Source organism: Acinetobacter sp. YH12231 (assembly GCF_013417755.1).
GTDB classification, from domain to species: Bacteria; Pseudomonadota; Gammaproteobacteria; order Pseudomonadales; family Moraxellaceae; genus Acinetobacter; species Acinetobacter amyesii.
Genome location: NZ_VPDJ01000022.1, coordinates 37,461 through 56,420 on the forward strand (window position 1 = coordinate 37,461; position 18,960 = coordinate 56,420).

Annotated in this window: 14 protein-coding genes and 4 tRNA genes; 8 read left to right on the forward strand and 10 right to left on the reverse strand. The window is 41.0% G+C overall.

Going from position 1 to position 18,960, the window contains the following annotated elements; all coding sequences use genetic code 11:
- Positions 1 to 52 precede the first annotated feature (52 nt).
- Positions 53 to 1,453, reverse strand: a complete 1,401-nt coding sequence (gene dnaQ / locus FTV11_RS13595; RefSeq protein WP_180074164.1) for a DNA polymerase III subunit epsilon — start codon at positions 1,451 to 1,453, stop codon at positions 53 to 55.
- Between the two features lie 206 nt (positions 1,454 to 1,659).
- On the opposite strand from dnaQ, the gene FTV11_RS13600 reads away from it, so the two are divergent.
- From FTV11_RS13600 to FTV11_RS13630, 7 genes are all read left to right on the forward strand, one after another.
- Positions 1,660 to 4,986: a LysM peptidoglycan-binding domain-containing protein gene (locus FTV11_RS13600; protein ID WP_180008296.1), complete on the forward strand. Its 3,327-nt coding sequence runs from the start codon at positions 1,660 to 1,662 to the stop codon at positions 4,984 to 4,986.
- Positions 4,987 to 5,012: 26 nt separating this feature from the next.
- Complete coding sequence (locus FTV11_RS13605; RefSeq protein ID WP_180008293.1) at positions 5,013 to 6,851, forward strand: extracellular solute-binding protein; 1,839 nt, start codon at positions 5,013 to 5,015, stop codon at positions 6,849 to 6,851.
- A 33-nt stretch (positions 6,852 to 6,884) separates the two neighbouring features.
- Complete coding sequence (locus FTV11_RS13610) at positions 6,885 to 7,952, forward strand: microcin C ABC transporter permease YejB (protein ID WP_180074165.1); 1,068 nt, start codon at positions 6,885 to 6,887, stop codon at positions 7,950 to 7,952.
- A complete protein-coding gene (locus tag FTV11_RS13615) occupies positions 7,952 to 8,965 on the forward strand; it encodes an ABC transporter permease (RefSeq protein ID WP_180074166.1) in 1,014 nt (337 codons plus the stop codon). Before FTV11_RS13610 ends, FTV11_RS13615 begins: the two co-directional genes overlap by 1 nt.
- Positions 8,940 to 10,541: an ABC transporter ATP-binding protein gene (locus tag FTV11_RS13620; protein WP_180008388.1), complete on the forward strand. Its 1,602-nt coding sequence runs from the start codon at positions 8,940 to 8,942 to the stop codon at positions 10,539 to 10,541. Before FTV11_RS13615 ends, FTV11_RS13620 begins: the two co-directional genes overlap by 26 nt.
- Positions 10,542 to 10,653: 112 nt before the next feature.
- Complete coding sequence (locus FTV11_RS13625) at positions 10,654 to 11,898, forward strand: NADH:flavin oxidoreductase/NADH oxidase family protein (protein ID WP_180008287.1); 1,245 nt, start codon at positions 10,654 to 10,656, stop codon at positions 11,896 to 11,898.
- Positions 11,899 to 11,986: 88 nt separating this feature from the next.
- Positions 11,987 to 12,586 carry a YiiX family permuted papain-like enzyme gene (locus FTV11_RS13630; RefSeq protein WP_180008285.1) on the forward strand — a complete coding sequence of 200 codons (600 nt, stop codon included), beginning with the start codon at positions 11,987 to 11,989 and terminating at the stop codon, positions 12,584 to 12,586.
- Positions 12,587 to 12,652: 66 nt separating this feature from the next.
- Here FTV11_RS13630 and FTV11_RS13635 read toward each other — a convergent pair.
- The 6 genes from FTV11_RS13635 to FTV11_RS13660 form a co-directional block, all read right to left on the reverse strand.
- A tRNA-Glu gene (locus FTV11_RS13635) sits at positions 12,653 to 12,728 on the reverse strand.
- A 58-nt stretch (positions 12,729 to 12,786) separates the two neighbouring features.
- Positions 12,787 to 12,862, reverse strand: a tRNA-Glu gene (locus tag FTV11_RS13640).
- A gap of 24 nt (positions 12,863 to 12,886) precedes the next feature.
- Positions 12,887 to 12,962, reverse strand: a tRNA-Glu gene (locus FTV11_RS13645).
- Positions 12,963 to 13,094: 132 nt separating this feature from the next.
- Positions 13,095 to 14,000: an alpha/beta fold hydrolase gene (locus FTV11_RS13650; protein ID WP_180074167.1), complete on the reverse strand. Its 906-nt coding sequence runs from the start codon at positions 13,998 to 14,000 to the stop codon at positions 13,095 to 13,097.
- 109 nt (positions 14,001 to 14,109) lie between these two features.
- Entirely contained in the window at positions 14,110 to 15,528 is a 1,419-nt protein-coding gene (locus tag FTV11_RS13655; RefSeq protein WP_180074168.1) for an amino acid permease, read from the reverse strand.
- Positions 15,529 to 15,653: 125 nt separating this feature from the next.
- Positions 15,654 to 15,729 (reverse strand) — tRNA-Glu (locus tag FTV11_RS13660).
- A gap of 106 nt (positions 15,730 to 15,835) precedes the next feature.
- Here FTV11_RS13660 and FTV11_RS13665 point away from each other — a divergent pair.
- On the forward strand, positions 15,836 to 16,528 hold the full coding sequence (locus tag FTV11_RS13665; protein ID WP_180074169.1) for a hypothetical protein: 693 nt from the start codon (positions 15,836 to 15,838) through the stop codon (positions 16,526 to 16,528).
- A 156-nt stretch (positions 16,529 to 16,684) separates the two neighbouring features.
- Here the strand turns inward: FTV11_RS13665 and FTV11_RS13670 are convergent, their stop codons facing one another.
- The 3 genes from FTV11_RS13670 to FTV11_RS13680 all read right to left on the reverse strand — a co-directional run bounded on the left by FTV11_RS13670 (position 16,685) and on the right by FTV11_RS13680 (position 18,707).
- Positions 16,685 to 18,112, reverse strand: coding sequence for an amino acid permease (locus FTV11_RS13670; RefSeq protein ID WP_078192919.1), 1,428 nt, complete (start codon positions 18,110 to 18,112; stop codon positions 16,685 to 16,687).
- Positions 18,113 to 18,240: 128 nt separating this feature from the next.
- A complete protein-coding gene (locus FTV11_RS13675) occupies positions 18,241 to 18,393 on the reverse strand; it encodes a hypothetical protein (RefSeq protein ID WP_180004134.1) in 153 nt (50 codons plus the stop codon).
- Between the two features lie 65 nt (positions 18,394 to 18,458).
- On the reverse strand, positions 18,459 to 18,707 hold the full coding sequence (locus FTV11_RS13680; protein ID WP_180074170.1) for a hypothetical protein: 249 nt from the start codon (positions 18,705 to 18,707) through the stop codon (positions 18,459 to 18,461).
- Positions 18,708 to 18,960 lie beyond the last annotated feature (253 nt).

Sequence of the window (18,960 nt, forward strand, 5' to 3'; positions counted from 1 at the left end):
ATAGCGTATGTAAGAATTGTTTATATACAAAAAGTAACACGAAATTTAGATTTTATTTCGCAAAAAGGCAAGGTGTACCATGTTTTTCTTCAAATTGTTTGACCCATGTCTCATGGGCTTCAAGTTCATCGGCTGAAGGTAAAATCACTGGTAATTCTATTTCAACAGCGGCGCGGGTTTGCGAACCATCTTCATTTTGCGAGTGGGTCAGTGCATCGATATCAAAGGATACCTGACCACCCGTCATTGCTAGGTATACGTCAGACAGAATTTCCGCATCGAGTAAGGCACCATGGAAGGTACGGTCACGTTGTGGAATTTCGTAACGACGCACTAATGCATCGAGTGAGTTTTTCTGGCCTGGATGCTTGGCTTTGGCCATAGCCAAGGTATCGGTGACTTCGCAAACTTCAGATAAGGCCACAAAACCGGCACGTTTGAACTCCATATCAAGGAAGTTCATATCGAAGGTTGCGTTATGCGCAATGATTTCTGCGCCTTTTAGATAGTCAAATAAGACATCAGCAATTTCAGCATACAGTGGTTTGTCTTTTAGAAAGTCATCACTGATTCCGTGAATATTTTCAGATTCACCGACAGGTTTTTGCGGGTTGATATAAATATGAATTGAGCTACCGGTCAGTTTGCGGTTAATCATTTCCACCGCACCGACTTCAATAATACGGTCGCCATCTTGGAAATAGAAACCTGTGGTTTCCGTATCCAAAATTAATTGTCGTGGGCCAGATACATCGACGGTTGCTGGTGTAATGACAATCATTGGATGGATTTCAGCAGCTTGCTTAGACTGTATAGGGGCAGCTTCATTCAACGTTGAAGCAGTGTCTGTTGCTTGTTGTTCTATCGCAATGTCATCAATCTGCTCTGCGTCAATAGTTTTCTCAGCAGAGATTTCTTCTGCTTCATCCTCGCTATCAGCAAATTCAAGTCCAAACGGATCATTTAATAGCCAGTCAGGTTCAGCTTTTTTTTTAGGTGCTTCAGCTGTAGATGCTGCTTGTTTGATGCGTTCGAGGGTTTTTTCTGCGCCTAGATTGGCCAATTGATCAGCCATTTCATTTCCCGGATGGCCTGCATGCCCTTTAATCCAGTTCCATTCAATTTCCCGACCCTGACAAGTTGCATCCAGTAATTTCCACAGATCAGGATTTTTAACATCTTTCCAGTTTTTCTTTTTCCAACCATGTATCCACTCGGTAATGCCTTGTTTGACATAGTTGGAGTCTGTCCAAATAATCAGTTTTGCATCGGACGGACAGTGTTGAATGCCTTCAATTGCAGCAGTCAATTCCATACGGTTATTGGTGGTTTCAGCTTCGCCGCCGCAGAGTTTTTCTTCTCCAGTTTCACGGATGATATACGCCCCCCAACCCCCTAAGCCAGGGTTGCCTTTACATGCACCATCAACATAAAGCGTGATTGTTTGAGACATAAATCAAATCCGGAGAAAAACGAGCATTCAGAACCGTATATTGTATAACGCAAATGACGGAGAGAAATCCATTTCTGGCGATTTTTTTAATTTCTTGTAACATTTATACTGAAATAGCGTTAAATTAACGCCTTGTGTCTGTGTTCTGCTTCACTACAATGGCATATCTAAAAAATAAATTTTATATGAGTTGTCTGGATTTTTTTATGTATAAATCAACTGCGACTGTCTGGCAGCCTACGTTACCACAAATTTTTAAATTTACAGTCTTGGGTTCTGCGCTCGCAGCTCTTGGTCTGACGGGCTGTTCTTCATCGCAAACGACTAAGCAGAACTCAGCAAGTAAACAAGTTGGCTCAAACTTTCTCGATGCCAATAGTTTAGATTCACTCGAAGATTTACTTTCTGCAACAGACATGCGTGCCGTAGAAGGCGATCGCCTTTTAGTACTGAAGCATGGTGATGTCTGGAAGCGTATGACTGTGGGTTTCAAAATGGATTTGAACCACTGGGATACGCGAATTGAAGCGCAGCGTGGTTGGTTTATTTCACGTCAACCATATATTGATCGTTTAAGTGCGCGTGCGTCCCGTTATTTATATCACACGGTTAAAGAAGCAGAACGTCGTGGTTTGCCGACTGAGTTGGCGTTATTACCAGTGATTGAAAGTTCTTATGACCCAGCAGCAACCTCAAGTGCAGCCGCAGCGGGCTTATGGCAATTTATTCCAAGTACTGGACGTATTTACGGCTTAAAACAAACCTCAATGTATGATGGTCGTCGTGACGTAGTGGAATCAACGCGTGCAGCTTATGAGTTTTTAGGTGCGCTACATAACCAGTTCGGTTCGTGGGAATTGGCTTTGGCTGCATATAATGCAGGGCCGGGCCGCATTCAACAGGCGATTAACCGTAACCGTGCGGCAGGTTTGCCAACGGATTATTGGTCGCTAAAACTGCCCCAAGAAACCATGAACTATGTCCCACGTTTCTTGGCTGTTGCTCAAATTATTAAAAATCCAAGTGCCTATGGCGTAAGTTTGCCACCAATTGCCAACCGTCCACACTTTCGTGAAGTGGCTGTAGGGCCTGCAAATTTAAATGAAATTGCATCTATTACCGGTTTAAGCCGTGCAGAACTCTATGCACTAAACCCTGGTCATCGTGGCGATGTGATTGATAGCAGCAGCCCAATGCGGATTTTAATTCCTGCGGATGTGAGTCCATCAGTTGATGCACGTTTGAAAAAATTACAATCAGGTGGTTCATCAGGTTATTGGGCAAGTAATTCAACTTATAACTTACCAAAAAATAATGTTGAAATAACACCGTCACGTGTTACTCCGCCGGAATTAAATAGTAAAACTATTCAGCCCGCTAAAGTGACGCCACCTACGCTTAAAACACAGCCGACAGTGACAGCTTCTGCCAAACCACCTGTAGTCGCTACAACGGTAACGCCGAGTGTTCCATCAGGAACGAAAGGCAAAACGCCAATAGGATCATCTGCTTTGGCTGCATTTGCATCGAATAGTGATATTCCAAGTGCGCCGCGTATTCCAGTCGCTGTAACACCTTCGACGCCTGTGAAAGCCGTATCTGTCGAGCCACCACTCAGCGCAAATGAGCGTGAGCAAATCATGGCGGCTATTAAAGCTGAAGGTGAGACCAAAACAGTCGATGAGGTATTAAAACCAGTAGCGACTAAAGCAGAACAAGAAGAAGTCGTTCAGGAAATTAAAGCTATTGCGCCGAAAGGCACTGAAATTGTCGATCCTTATGATGGCAAGATTAAGTTGACTGCGATTCAGACCAGTCAGTCAATTGCAGACCAACAAGGTAAAGAACTGACGAAAGGGTTCTCTTACCCGAAAAGCGTGGCTGAAAATACAGGTGCAGATTCCGAAGAAGCCAAACGCAACCAAGGTAAAAATGTCATTCGTACAGATTCTGAAATTGTAGTTGTACCACCTAAAGGTAAACGCAGTACTTATACAGTTTTGGCGGGCGACACATTAGCGTTGATCGCGATGAAAAATGGCGTGAATTGGCGTGATATTGCAGCTTGGAACCAAATTTCGCCAGATTCGACCTTGTATGTCGGTACGACCATCTATTTATATGATGCGAAACCGATTGTGCAAAATAATGAAGAATCGAAAGCTAAGCCTATCGCAGATAGCTATGTGGTGAAAGCAAATGACAGTCTTACAGCTGTTGCGAGTCAATTTGGTTTAAGTACGAAGCAACTCGCCGATTACAATGGTTTAACCACCACGAGTGGTTTATATGTTGGGCAGAAATTATCCTTAAAAGAAACGCCAGCATCTAAAGCAAAATTGGAAGCTGACAAGAAAGCAGCTCAAGTTGTCGAAAAATCTGCAAAAGTTCAAACCAAATCCTACACGGTAAAACGTGGTGAATATCTAAAACTCATTGCAGATCGTTATGCGCTGTCAAATCAAGAGTTGGCAGATTTAACAACTGGTTTAACGGCTGGCAGTAGCTTGATGGTGGGACAAAAAATTAATGTGCCATTACAAGCTGTAGCAGAAGTTGAGAAGCTCGAAAGCAAAGTCGTGAATCGCATTGAAAATGTCAAAGTTGATCCTGCGTATAAAGTTGAAAGCTATAAAGTGCAGCGTGGTGATACCCTTTACAGTATTGCGACGCGGTCAAAAATCAGTTTGTCAGAATTGGCGAGTCTAAATGATATGTCGGTAAATAGTGGGCTGATGGCTGGGCAAAGCATTAAAGTTCCTGCAAGTTCAACTGTTCCGGATACATATGTGGTGCAGTCTGGCGATACACTGACAGGCATTGCTAGTCGCTATGATTTAGGCATGGACTATGTCGCAAATTTAAATGGTATAGAGCGTAGTTCTGGTCTACGCGTTGGGCAGAAATTAAAATTAACAGGTGATGTCGCACCGGTTAAAGTAGAAACCAAAGCTGAGGCGACCAAAATTGAAAGCAAAACCAATACACGAACGAATTCCGTTGATGCGACCGATATTCATGTGGTGAAATCAGGTGAAACATTGGGTGTGATTGCGAAGAAATATCATCTTCAATTACGTTATTTAGCTGAATTAAATGGCCTAAATACCAATAGTGCGATTCGTGTAGGGCAGCGTTTAAAAGTAGATGGTGAACTACCTGCTGATGTAGCTAGTAAAGCAACTGAAACCAAAAAAACGGAAGCTAAATCCTCTACGAGCAATGTGAAACCAACAAATACTGAAAGCTATACTGTGAAATCAGGCGAGTCTTTAAATTCGATTGCTAGTCGGACAGGTTTAACTGTGGCAGCATTGGCTGAATTAAATAACTTGAATCCGCGTGCTGGGCTTCGTGTCGGTCAAAATTTACAAGTCCCTAAAACTATCAGTGAATACCGTATTAAACGCGGCGATACATTGATTGGTTTAGCAAGCCGTTATGGACTTGATACATCAAAACTTGCTGAAATGAATGATATACAACCGTCTGCTCAGTTACGTATTGGTGAAGTCATTAAAGTACCAAACTGAGTCCAAACATTAAGGAGTTAAGTTGAATGTATTCTGCTTCAACTTCGCGTTACGTGTTTGGTGTGACTTTGAGCATACTTTCAACAGGGGCGTGGGCTGCGTTGCAGACCACGCCTTTTCTTGCCATACATAGTAGCCCTCAATATCATCAATTACAGGCAATGCCCTATGCCAATCCTCTTGCCAATAAAGGGGGATATATCACGACCTCGAGTATTGGGAGTTTTGATAATTTAAACAGCATGAATGGAAAAGGGCGTTCTGTTGAAGGTATCAATTATCTTTTTGATAGCTTGATGAGTTCATCTTTAGATGAACCGGGTGTGATGTATCCATTGCTTGCCGAAAAGGTGACATTTGACCCGAAAAAAACTAATTTTGTTATTTTTCATTTAAACCCAAAAGCACGGTTTAGTGATGGTTCTGAACTCACTGCTGAAGACGTTAAATTTAGTTTTGATACCTTTCAAACTAAATCAAATCCCGGTCTACAAATGTACTTAGCGGATTTGGACAAAACAGATGTTTTATCTAAATATCAGGTGAGGATGAGTTTTAAATCTGGACACAACACTGATATGCCCATGATTTTGGCGCAAATGCCGATTTATTCCAAAAAAGATTGGGCAAAAAAAGATTTTACTCAAATTACATTGCAGCCCATATTAGGCTCAGGCCCTTACACAATTGAGACGATCGATGCAGGTAGGAGTATTCGCTACAAGCGCAATCCTGAGTATTGGGGGCAGAACTTAGCTGTTAATCGTGGTCGATATAATTTTAACCATCTGAAATATGTATATTACCGCAGTCCTGACATTGCCTTTGAAGGCTTTAAAGCAGGTCAATTTACGTTATATGAGGAAAAGACTGCACGTAATTGGGTGGGAGCGTACAATTTTCCTGCTTTTAAAGACGGTAAAATTGTCAAATATCGCTTTAAACATGAACGACCGATTCCCACAAAAAGTCTCGTATTTAATACTCGTCGTGCGCCATTTAGTGATATTCGCTTTCGACAAGCTTTAACCTATGCTTATGATTTTGAATGGCAAAATAAAGCATTATTTTATGGGCAGTATCAGCGTTTGCAGAGTTATTTTAGTAATAGTGTGCTAGAAGCGAAGGGGAAACCCTCTATCCAAGAGTTGGATATTTTAAAACCGATGTTATCGCAACTTGATCCTATTCAAAGACAGGGGGTCTTATCCAATTGGCAATATCCCATTTCTGATGGCAGTGGATTTAATCGAAAAAATCTGCTGCATGCACGCCAACTGTTATTGAATGCGGGTTATCGTTATCAAGACGGCAGATTGGTGGATGCAAAATCTCGGCCTGTGAAATTTGAACTTTTGATTCAGCAACAAGATTTGCAGCGAACCTTAATGCCATTTATACGAAATTTGAAACGTTTAGGTATTCAGGTGTTATTACGACAAGTCGATGGGCCGCAATACACCGAGCGTATGCGAAATATTGACTTTGATATGATCGTGGATGAAATGCCTCAATCGCTCACTCCAGCAGGTGAGCAAGCTCAACTTTGGGGCAGTCAAGCAGCCGATCAAGTGGGTAATTATAATTATGCAGGGATTAAAAATCCTGTGATCGATAAGCTCATTCAACAGGTGATCAATGCTCCAAATCGGGAGGAATTGATTATTCGTACGCGTGTTTTAGACCGCCTGCTCAGAGCGGGTTATTATCAAATTCCAATGTTTGGGCAAAGTGAAAACTGGTTTGCCTATTGGCATATGTATAAGCAACCTTATGTCAAACCTAAACTTTCTGCAGGGATTGACTATTGGTGGAGTGATGCAGCTCAAGCCAAGCAAATAACACAATATCTACGGCAGCAATAAATACACCTGAATGACAAGGAATGTGAAAGCAACATGGGCACATATATTTTAAAAAGATTGCTCCTGATTATTCCAACATTGTTTTTCATTTTACTGATTAACTTTGTCGTGATTCAGATTGCACCGGGAGGACCTGTTGAACAAGCCATACAGCAAGCTGAGTCCTTTCAAAGTATGGGAAACACAGGTGGTGGTGAAACTGCGACGACAGGCAGTAAATACCAAGGTGCTAAAGGCCTCAGTGAAGAAATGGTGGCAAAAATCGAAGCGCAATATGGTTTCGATAAGCCATTGTTCGAACGTTTTTGGCTCATGTTAAAGGGGTATGTGACGCTAGATTTTGGTACCAGTTTCTTTAAAGATAAGCCTGTGACTCAGCTGCTTTGGGAAAAACTGCCAGTATCTTTATCCCTTGGCTTATGGAGTACCTTGCTGATCTATATGGTGTCTATTCCATTAGGCATTAAAAAAGCCCGTCAACATGGTCTGTTATTTGATAAAAGTACGTCTATTTTATTGGCTATCGGCTACGCCATTCCTGCTTTTGCCTTTGCCATTTTACTCATTGTATTTTTTGCAGGTGGTTCATATTTTCAGTGGTTTCCTCTACAAGGTTTAGTTTCAGAGAATTTTACTGAGTTAAGTGTATTTGGCAAAATTGCAGATTATTTTTGGCATATGGCGTTGCCTTTGTTTGCCATGGTGATTGGTGGTTTTGCTGGCTTAACTTATCTGACCAAATACTCTTTTATGGAAGAACTAAATAAGCAATATGTTCTTGCTGCTCGTTCTAAAGGTTTGACCGAATCACGTGTGCTGTATGGGCATGTATTTCGTAATGCAATGCTCATTGTTATTGCTGGTCTACCAGAAGCCTTGATTGGCATCTTCTTTGTGGGAAATCTATTTATTGAAATTATTTTCAATCTAGATGGCCTGGGATTGTTGGGGTTTGAAGCCATCGTACAACGCGATTATCCAGTGATTTTTGGCACCTTGTTTATTTTTACCTTGATGGGGCTGATCTTAAGATTAATCAGTGATGTCATGTATCAAATGATTGATCCACGAATTAATTTTGATTCGCAGGGGGCAAAATAATGTCTCCGATCATGCAAGCGCGATTTCAACGTTTTAAAGACAATAAATTAGGTTTTACATGCTTTATCAGCTTTGCCTTGATTTTTATGTTGTCTCTAGCTGTCGAGTTTATTGCCAATGATAAACCGCTCTTGGTCAAATACGATGATTCTTTATATGTGCCCGTACTAAAAAGCTATCCAGAGACCGCATTCGGTGGGGTATTTGAAACTGAGGCTGATTATAAAGATCCTGTCGTTCAGCAACTGATTGAAGAGAAAGGCTGGGCTGTATGGCCACTAATTAAATTTTCCTATCAAACACCGAATTTAGAACTGGCTGTGCCCGTACCATCTGCACCAACTGCACAAAATTGGCTTGGTACCGATGACCAAGGGCGTGATGTGCTCGCACGTATTTTATATGGACTACGTGTGTCGCTCTTGTTTGGTTTTGCATTAACTTTTGCTTCAGCCATATTGGGCATCATGGTTGGGGCGATACAGGGCTATTATGGTGGCTGGGTAGACCTCATTGGTCAACGGATTTTAGAAGTCTGGGGCGGACTACCGATGCTATTCATGGTGATGATTTTGGTCAGCATGTTTACGCCGAGTGTGTATTGGCTCTTTGTCATTATGCTGCTGTTTGGCTGGCCCACTTTGGTCGGCTTGGTTCGTGCAGAGTTTTTGCGTGCTCGTAATTTTGATTATGTCCGTGCAGCACGGAGTCTTGGCGTTACAGATAGCACCATTATGTTTCGGCATATCTTACCAAATGCGATGAGTTCCAGTCTTTCACAGCTACCTTTCATGCTCACGGCAAATATTACGGCACTGACATCCCTAGATTTCTTAGGTTATGGCTTACCGCCTGATGCAGCGTCATTAGGTGAGTTATTGCTTCAAGGGAAAAACAATCTGAATGCACCATGGCTTGCCTTATCGGGATTCTTTACCTTAGCGATCGTGCTGTCTTTATTGATCTACATTGGGGAGGCGACACGTGATGCATTCGATCCTAGACGTCAATAATCATCAAGTTAATGTACATCCCATCGTGTTAGAGGTGGAACATTTACATATTTCACATGCAGCACAGGTCTTGGTTGAAGACCTGAATTTTAAATTGCATGCAGGTGAAACGTTAGCCATTGTTGGAGAAAGCGGTTCAGGTAAATCGATTAGCAGCCTAGCTATACTCGGTTTGTTGCCAAGTGATCTGCAGGTCACAGGCAGCGTCAGCCTGAATGGACAAAATATTCTTGGACTGAGTCCTGAGCAGCACCGAAACATTCGTGGACAGAAAATTGCCATGATTTTTCAAGAGCCGATGACGGCCTTAAATCCCTTACATCGGGTTGAAAAGATTGTTGGTGAGTCACTGTTGTTACAGGGATGGTCGAAGGCAAAAACTCGGCAGCGGGTTATAGAATTATTAAATGATGTTGGTATTCCTGATGCTGAAGATAAGTTAAGACGATACCCACATGAGTTATCTGGGGGGCAGCGACAACGTGTCATGATTGCCATGGCATTGGCCTTAGATCCTGATATTTTAATCGCTGATGAGCCAACCACGGCTTTAGATGTCACTTTGCAAGCGCAAATCTTAAATTTATTAAAGTCGCTACAACAGCAGCGTAATATGGCCATGATTTTAATTAGCCATGACCTGAATTTGGTCAAGCGCTATGCCGAACATGTGATTGTGATGAATCGTGGACAAGTGGTGGAACAAGGAGATGTTCAGGAAATTTTTGAGCAACCGAAGCAGGCGTATACCCAAAATCTGTTAGACCATGATTTTGGTGTAGCAATACAGGTTTCACAAACGCAGACACTTTTAAAATTACACAAATTAGGAGTGAAGTTCCCAGTCAAACAAGGCTTATTGAACCGCATCAAAGATTATGTCGTTGCGGTAGAGGCTTTGGATTTAACAGTGGCTGAAGGTGAGTCGATCGGTATTGTTGGAGAGAGTGGTTCTGGGAAAAGCTCCCTAGCATTGGCTATTGCTCGGCTCATAGAAAGTGATGGCGAAATTATGTTAAATCAACACGCCATCCATCAACTTTCAGAAAAACAGCTCAGACCTTTACGTCGTGAATTTCAAATTGTCTTTCAAGATCCATTCAGTAGTTTAAATCCACGGCTAAATGTAGAGCAAACCATTGGCGAAGGTTTGGCCTTACAGCATTTATCTGCAAATGAAATTGTACAGCGTATAGATGAAGCTTTGCAGAAAGTCGAATTAGCCAGCTCATTTAAGCAGCGTTATCCACATGAGTTATCCGGTGGGCAACGGCAGAGAGTCGCCTTAGCACGTGCGTTGGTATTACGTCCTAAATTATTGATACTCGATGAACCCACATCGGCACTAGATCGGACGACACAAAAAGCCATCGTGAAGCTACTACGGCGTTTGCAGCAAGAATTTAATATGAGTTATTTATTTATCAGTCATGATTTACACGTGGTCAAAGCCCTGTGTCAAAAAGTGTTGGTACTGCGACATGCCAAAGTCATGGAGTTTCAAGACACTGCAGATCTATTTGCACGACCACAAACGGACTATACCCGTAAATTAATTGCAGCCAGCCAATACTAAAATCAAAGCTATGGATATTTTGACATGTGTCATTGTCAAAATATCCTTGACCTTTAGAAAATAATAATTAGAGTAAATACTCAGGACTTATTATTTCATTTTGGACATTGCCATGAGCCATTTAGCTGAAAGCTTTAAAATTCGTAATACCACATTTAAAAATCGCATCATTAAAGGTGCAATGAGCGAAGCATTGGCCAATACCGCAGGCCAACCCAATCACTTACATTTTGGGTTATATGAAGCTTGGGCGAAGGGTGGTTTAGGCTGTGCCATTACGGGTAATGTCATGGTGGATTTTTGTGCTAAAAATGAGCCTGGGGTTGTTGTCGCTGAAACAGAGCGTGATTTAGCACAGTTAACACAGTGGGCTGAGCTAGGCAAGAAGCACGGCATGGTGCAATTGGTTCAACTTTCACATCCTGGCCGCCAATGTCCTAAAGGTTTAAATAAAGAAACGGTTGCACCATCTGCTGTGCCATTTAGTCCAATGTTAGCTACAACGTTTGGAACACCGCGCGAACTTCGTGAAGATGAAATTTTAGATATCATTCAGCGTTTTGCACGTGCCGCACACATTTGTGAAAAGGCAGGCTTCGAAGGCGTGCAATTGCATGGTGCGCATGGTTATTTAATTAGTCAGTTCTTGTCGCCACTGACCAATAAACGTCAAGATCAGTGGGGCGGTTCAAATGAAAACCGCATGCGCTTTTTGCTTGAAATCTATAAGGCAGTTCGTGCAGCGACGACAGATGATTTTATTATTTCGGTCAAACTCAACTCTGCTGATTTCCAACGTGGCGGAATTAGCGAAACAGATGTGATTGAGGTCTTTAAGGCAATCGATTCCGCAGGGATTGATATGATTGAAATCTCGGGCGGTTCCTATGAAGCGCCAGCGATGGCGGGTGCTAAAGAAGAAAAACGTAAAGCCAGTACCATTGCTCGTGAAGCTTATTTCCTCGATTTTGCGGACAATATCCGTAAAGAAGTGAAATGCGCGTTAATGGTTACCGGCGGGTTTAGAACCGTCCAAGGCATGAATGCTGCACTAGACAGTGGAGCTTGTGATTTTATTGGTATTGCACGTCCTTTCGCTGTTGAAGTCGATTTGGCTGATCGTTTATTGGCGGGTCAGGATGTTCGTTATGGTGTGGACAAAATTAAAACTGGCATACCGATGATTGATAAAATGGCGATTATGGAAATTATTTGGTATGCCGCTCAGTTTAAATCGATTGGTGAAGGAAAACAGCCAAATCCTAAACTTTCACCGTTAAAAGTGTTTTTTAAATATCTCAAAGGCAATTTAACCGCGGTCATTAAAGGGCAAGTCAATTCACGTAAGTCGGCTTAGTCAATCATTGAATTATTAGAATAAGGGCAATCGGCATACATCCATGTTATGGTTGCCTTCATTCATATCAATATTACTTACAATAAAAATGTCTAAAATTTTAATATTAATAGTCATTCTTTCGGGGCTCAGTTCTGCTCTCTATGCCCAGTCTACATTTCAGACGGGGGATATCATTTTTCATATCTCAAAGTCACAACAAAGTTTAAGCATTCAAAAGGCGACACATTCGCCTTATAGTCACATGGGCATGATCGTAAATAAAAATAACCAAACTTGGGTGCTTGAAGCTATTCAACCTGTGCAATATACCGCTTTAAATCAATGGATCGCGCGTGGGGAGAATGCTCACTATGTGGTGAAAAGGCTCAAACAACCCTTAAATGTGCCGCAGAAAACGAAGCTAGTACAAAATGCAGAAAAGTACTTGGGCAAACCCTATGATATTTATTTTGAATGGGATGACCGTGCAATTTACTGTTCTGAAATTGTTTGGAAAGCTTATCAGCATGCTTTAGGAATCGAACTTTCGCCGTTACAACAACTTAAACAATTTGATTTAAAACAATATGAAGTGCAGCGTCTAATGCGGCAGCGCTATGGTCAAAATATTCCACTAAATGAGCAGGTGATTGCCCCTAAGGCCATTTATGATTCAAAACTTTTAAAAGAAATATTTAGAAATTAAGGCAATAAAAAAGCCCAAGTCGCAATGCTTGAGCTTTTTAATGAGTGGTTAAAACCAACTCGAATATGGCGTCCCTACGGGGATTCGAACCCCGGTTACCGCCGTGAAAGGGCGATGTCCTAGGCCTCTAGACGATAGGGACAGTACAGAAAGCAAATTTTAAAACCGTTTATTTCAGTCTAAGTTTTTAGACTAAATAATGGCGTCCCTACGGGGATTCGAACCCCGGTTACCGCCGTGAAAGGGCGATGTCCTAGGCCTCTAGACGATAGGGACTTAATAAAATGTACTTCTGAAAATTGGCGTCCCTACGGGGATTCGAACCCCGGTTACCGCCGTGAAAGGGCGATGTCCTAGGCCTCTAGACGATAGGGACGTTTCAGAGGTGGGCGTATATTAGGGTGAAAATCGGGGGGTGTCAAACGCTTTTCTATAAATAAATTCAGTTTTTGTTGTTGAGTGCATAAAATTAAAACAATTTGCTAAAAATGTTTGAAAAATACATTATTTATGTCGGTTTTTTCAACACTTGTAAGATTGTAGCAATAACTTCTGGATGCGTTAAATATCCAGCAATATCGTGTGGGTGTTCAATCGATGTCTGAATTTGCTGGTTGATAATGGCGGGTTGAAAATCAAATGGTGCCTGACTCAGTGGAAAAGCGCTGAGAAAATCATCATGTGAATAAAAGTTTAACCAATCACCTGAAATTGCATCAGGTCGCTGTAAAGGCTGAGGTAAGTGGGCTTGGATGACACGAAAAGCCAAAGGTGAGCCCAAGGTAATAAAGCGCTGTATGTTGAGTTCAGGATGTAACAGTAAAAAATGATACGCAATCACGCTACCTAGCGAATGTGCAATCAACAGGGTGGGTTTCGTTTGATGTAATTGCTCATGCAGACGAGTATGAACTGCCTGAATAAAGTGTGGATTGGATAAATAGAGATAAGTTTCGACCAAAAATTTATGCAAAAGTGTGGCATGTAATTTTGGGAAATAATTCATTAAAACTGCAAAATCGCGTAGGGCAAGATCTTTGCCAAGTGCAGTGATCGATTTGAATGATTGACTAAATCCAATAGCATCATTGAGGGTGATGTCAGGTAGATTGTTTTGTACGGCATGATGCTCAAGTACTTTTGGTGATTTTTCTAGGAGTTCAGTGCGATGGATAAACGGAAAATGTGGCCACGTTTGAGGCGTCAAGGTGCTGGCTTGAAGCATATTCTGCAAATGATAACGCGTGAGTAAATCTCCATAAAAAGGCATGCGCATATGGTGCTGTATATATGATAAAAAAGTCTCTTGATGGCTTTGCTTTAAGCCTTGAGACAACAGTGCAAGCCAATGCTGTTCGAGCGAACGTGCAGTTTGTTGCTGTTGATTCATGCCATGGATAAAGATGATCTGCATATTGCACCTCATCGACGGATCAGTTTTTATTCTACTTTTATTAAAATATAGCCATAAAAAAAGAGCAACCGAAGTTACTCTTTTATCGTGTTTGGTATGACAACGCAGATCAATCTTTGTTGTGATACAAGGTGTAGTAGCTGATATAACACGCCACAATGAAGATCATACAGCAGATAAAGCCAGTTAACATTTCTGGGTCAAATACCATACTAATACAGGTAATAAGACAAAATACAAAACCGAGTATCGGCACGATTGGGAAGAGTGGTGCAGCAAAAGCTAAATCTTTTGCAGTTTTGCCTTCTTTATACCACTGACGGCGGAAGTTGAATTGGCTTAAACAAATACTCATCCATACCACCACCATGGTAAATGCCGCGACACCTAACAAGTTTTTGAAGATGGTTTCTGGTGCAAATTGCTCAGAAAGTAAGCCCGGCATACCACCGATCATGGTCACAATCACGGCAACATAAGGAATACCACGTGAGTTCACTTTAGAGAACACCGCAGGTAATTGCTTACTATAGGACAATGACCACATCATTCGAGATGCAGCAAATAAACCTGAGTTTGCAGCAGAAAGTAGGGCTGTGATAATCACAAAGCGGATGATGTCTTCTGCATAAGGAATACCAATGTGCTGGAATACTGTTACGAAAGGTGAACTACTTACACCTTCGGCAGATAAGCCAGCTTCTTGGTGTGGCAATAATGCAGTAATAACAACAATGGTACCTACAAAGAAAATCAATAAGCGGAAAATCGCCGTGTTAATGGCTTTAGGTACATTTTTCGCTGGATCTTTGGTTTCACCCGCAGCAACACCAATCAGTTCAGTACCTGAGAATGCAAAGTTAACAATCAACATTGTAGCGAAGATTGGGAACAAACCTTCAGGGAACCAGCCTTGTGCAGTGAGGTTGCTAAACAGCGGTGCAGCTTCATAGCCTCGATAGCCTAAAATACCAAAAATGGCCAATAGACCTAAAATAATAAAGGCAACAACTGTAATCACTTTGACTAAGGCTAGCCAAAATTCAGATTCAGCAAACCATTTGGTTGAAATCATATTCAAGCAGAATACAAAAGCACCAAAGATTAAGGTCCACATCCACATAGAGCTGTCTGGGAACCATTCCTGCATTAAAAGTGCAGCAGCAGTAAATTCAGTTCCTAGCGTTACTGACCATGTCAGCCAATACAGCCAAGTGATGGTATAACCCGTACCCGGTCCGATATAGCGTTTAGCATAAGCGCCAAATGAACCAGATTCTGGCATATGTACAGCGAGCTCGCCTAAGCAAAGCATCACCATATAGGCGATAATACCGCCTAAAAAATACGAAATAATGGCACCTACAGGCCCCGTTTGTGCAATGACTTCACCCGAACCAAGAAATAAACCAGTACCGATTGCGCCGCCAAGCGAAATCATCACCAGATGTCGAGTACTCATAGCGCGTTTTAACGGCGCAGAATTGCCCTGATGCGAAGCATCATTCGGAGAATGTGATGACTGCATAGAGAAAAAGGAGAATCAAATAATGAAGCGAGTAATTGTAGAGAAGAATGCAATGATGATGCAATCAATTAATATAAATTATAGATAAATAAACTTTAAGTTTGTCTCAGAGCTGACAGAAGAATTGGCGTCCCTACGGGGATTCGAACCCCGGTTACCGCCGTGAAAGGGCGATGTCCTAGGCCTCTAGACGATAGGGACGTTTTGAGGTGGGTGTATAGTACATAGCCCATCTATATTTGTCAAAATAGAGTTTGATTGTTATATTCTAAATGTATATAAATGAAACAAAAACAGAATCTTTTTAATGAAAAATAATTTTAATGAGTTTATTTCTGGAATTTTATTTGAAATCAATCAATTTAATGTGGGCAAAGTCCATGAAAGATTCTATATAGTTTTATTGAATTATTTGCATTGGTTTGAAGTTTATCCAAATAATTTTTCTTCGTATATCAGTAAATCAGAGTTTGAAAGAATTATTGATGAACTTTTATTTAGGGATTTAGATGGGGAAAGTAGAATTACGTATAATCACCTCAAATCTTTAGATGATTCTCATTATTTTTTAGATATCCAGAGCTTTTTTAAATTATATCTAATCTTAAAGGTTCGAAGATATCAGTTGTCTAGTGATGATGTAGAACTTGAAAAATTAGAAAAAAAATTGGATGTATGTTTTGAGCCAATGTTGTGGAGTAAAGACAAACAAGATTTATTGGTTATTAATCGTGATTTTCCTGAATTTAAAAAACAGATGAATTCAAGTCGGGTGCTTTTGCCACTTTCATTAATAGTTTTTAACTTTACTTTTGTTGAATTAATATCTAATACAAGTTTGAGAGTATCTATCCAAATATTTCTAGCAATAGTAGCTGTGTGTCTTTTAGCTAATGTTTCTAAAGGGGCAAAATCCGAAAAGGACTCATTAGAGTTGAAAGTATGGGATTATATCTTGGTGTTGAGCGAGGATAAAAACTCATTGACGAAAAGCAGTTGAACTATTTCTTTAAATTATAATTTGTACAGTGGTTTTTGTGGATTAAACTGCTCCCACAAATCATTTTTGAATTTATATGGAAACCCTAATTTTTCTCTCATAGGGAAGAGAAATAGTTTCATAAAAAAAGGTGGCTAATGAGCCACCTTAACTATTTTATTTATCGTGATATAACCAATAATAACCTGCATAACACGCCGCCATAAAGATCAGACAGCCAATAAAGCCTGAAAGCATTTCAGGATCTGCAGCCATACTTAAACCTGTTGCGGTACAGCAGACAAAGCCAAGAATTGGAACCAGCGGGAACCATGGTGTACGGAATTTAAGTTCTGACACGCTATGACCTTGTTTCAGCCATTGGCGACGGAAGTTAAATTGACTCCAGCAAATACTCATCCACACGATCACCATGGTGAAGGCAGCAACCCCCATCAAGTTCTTGAAGATGACATCTGCGCCAAATTGTTCTGACAATAGACCTGGTAAACCACCGATCATAGTGACCAATACAGCAATATAAGGCACACCAGTTTTGCTTAATTTGCCGAAAGCACGTGGTAATTGTTTTTGTGCGGACAGCGCCCACATCATACGTGATGCAGCATATAAACCAGAGTTAGCTGTAGACAGTAAAGCCGTAATAATGACGAAACGAATTAAGTCTTCTGCATAGGGAATGCCCATCAGGTTAAATACGGAAACGAATGGGCTACTACTTAAGCCGCCATGTCCACCAACATTTAAACCTGCATCGGTATAGGTCAACAGTGAACTGATGACGATAATAGTGCCGACAAAGAAAATGATTAAGCGCCATACCGCAGCATGAATGGCTTTAGGCACATTCTTTTCAGGGTTTTCAGTTTCACCTGCAGCGATACCAATCATCTCCGTACCATTAAAGGCAAAGTTCACGATCAATAGCGTGGCAAACAGAGGGAACAAACCATTTGGCAGCCAACCATGTTCTGTCAAATTGTGGAACATTGGAGCTGATTCATAGCCTTGGAAAGGTACGAAACCAAAGATGCAGGCAAAACCAAGGATGATGAAAATCAACACTGTTGCAACTTTCACCATTGATAACCAAAATTCTGACTCTGCAAACGCACGTGTAGAACTTAGATTAGAGATCAGTACGCCAGCTGCAAAGATCAGTGTCCATAACCAAATAGAGGTTTGTGGAAACCATTCCTGCATCAAAATAGCCGCCGCAGTAAATTCTGTACCTAAGGTGGCAGACCAGCCCAACCAGTACATCCAAGACACCATATAACCGGTACCCGGGCCAATATAATTAGTCGCAAAAGCACCAAAAGAGCCAGAAACAGGTAAATGTACGGCAAGTTCACCCAAACAGAGCATGACCATGTAGGCAATCAAACCGCCAATAATATAGGCAAGAACAGCGCCTAAAGGCCCAGCTTGTGAAATAACTTCACCTGAACCCATAAACAAACCAGTACCAATTGCACCACCAAGTGAGAGCATCACAAGGTGTCGAGTCGTCATCGCACGTTTAAGCGATGGACTTTTACCTTCAGCAGACGAGTGTTGCGAAGGTTCAGAGGGAGATTGCATAGTGAAATGAAAATTGAATGAAAGGTATATTTTATGATTGAATGCAGTGAAATGATTGATAAATCGAATTTTTCTTATAATGTGATAATACTGATCTAAAATTTAAATCTTTAGCACTGACCATTAGATTAATGGTCAGGAGTTTGATATTCGGCTTCGGAGGTTGCAGGTACTTGAGTTTGTTCGGTTACAGGGGCTTTGTTGTCATCGCGGCTCACAATATACAGATAGAGTGCAGATGGAAATAAGATGGCTAAAACCAAGAGCAACTTTTTAAACATAGGGTATTCTTACATCAAAATAGATCAAGCTGAAGTATAAACAAAACCAGTCAGGCTGTAATTAATTAAAGTTTACGGTTTTTCTGTTCTAGATTGGATAGGATGACTTGGTAAATGTCGGGGTAGTGTTGTTTAAAGTTCCGTTGTTGCATGATTGTGATGGTTGAAGCATTTGGCTCGATACCCAGTTTTAAAATTTTTTGGGTTAAAGCGAGTTGAGGGGAGCGACCATCAAAATGTGTATTTAGTAAGTTACCATTGGTATATTTTACTGTGAGTCCGATATTCAGGAGATAATCAAAAACATCAGGCAAACCAAAACCGGCAGCTTTGTAGAGTAAATTATATGTTTCTGCACGATAGCCACGGCCGTATGTTTGATGTGTTTTTAATAATCCTAATGCATTATAAAATTCTAATTTAGCAATAATTTCTTGTTCATTAGATCTCTTTCATAAATCAAAAAACGATCTTCTTTTTGGTTAATATTTGCACTCCGGATTTCTTAGCATTCGTGCATAATCTGCGGATGAAATACATCGATTCAAACAAGCTTTCTGATCCTCA

Coding starts and splice junctions, on each gene's coding strand:
- FTV11_RS13600 (WP_180008296.1), top strand. CDS start 1,660: ATGTATAAATCAACTGCGACTGTCTGGCAGCCTACGTTACCACAAATT.
- FTV11_RS13610 (WP_180074165.1), top strand. CDS start 6,885: ATGGGCACATATATTTTAAAAAGATTGCTCCTGATTATTCCAACATTG.
- FTV11_RS13665 (WP_180074169.1), top strand. CDS start 15,836: ATGAAAAATAATTTTAATGAGTTTATTTCTGGAATTTTATTTGAAATC.
- FTV11_RS13655 (WP_180074168.1), bottom strand. CDS start 15,528: ATGCAGTCATCACATTCTCCGAATGATGCTTCGCATCAGGGCAATTCT.
- FTV11_RS13630 (WP_180008285.1), top strand. CDS start 11,987: ATGTCTAAAATTTTAATATTAATAGTCATTCTTTCGGGGCTCAGTTCT.
- FTV11_RS13650 (WP_180074167.1), bottom strand. CDS start 14,000: ATGCAGATCATCTTTATCCATGGCATGAATCAACAGCAACAAACTGCA.
- FTV11_RS13605 (WP_180008293.1), top strand. CDS start 5,013: ATGTATTCTGCTTCAACTTCGCGTTACGTGTTTGGTGTGACTTTGAGC.
- FTV11_RS13670 (WP_078192919.1), bottom strand. CDS start 18,112: ATGCAATCTCCCTCTGAACCTTCGCAACACTCGTCTGCTGAAGGTAAA.
- dnaQ (WP_180074164.1), bottom strand. CDS start 1,453: ATGTCTCAAACAATCACGCTTTATGTTGATGGTGCATGTAAAGGCAAC.
- FTV11_RS13615 (WP_180074166.1), top strand. CDS start 7,952: ATGTCTCCGATCATGCAAGCGCGATTTCAACGTTTTAAAGACAATAAA.
- FTV11_RS13620 (WP_180008388.1), top strand. CDS start 8,940: ATGCATTCGATCCTAGACGTCAATAATCATCAAGTTAATGTACATCCC.
- FTV11_RS13675 (WP_180004134.1), bottom strand. CDS start 18,393: ATGTTTAAAAAGTTGCTCTTGGTTTTAGCCATCTTATTTCCATCTGCA.
- FTV11_RS13625 (WP_180008287.1), top strand. CDS start 10,654: ATGAGCCATTTAGCTGAAAGCTTTAAAATTCGTAATACCACATTTAAA.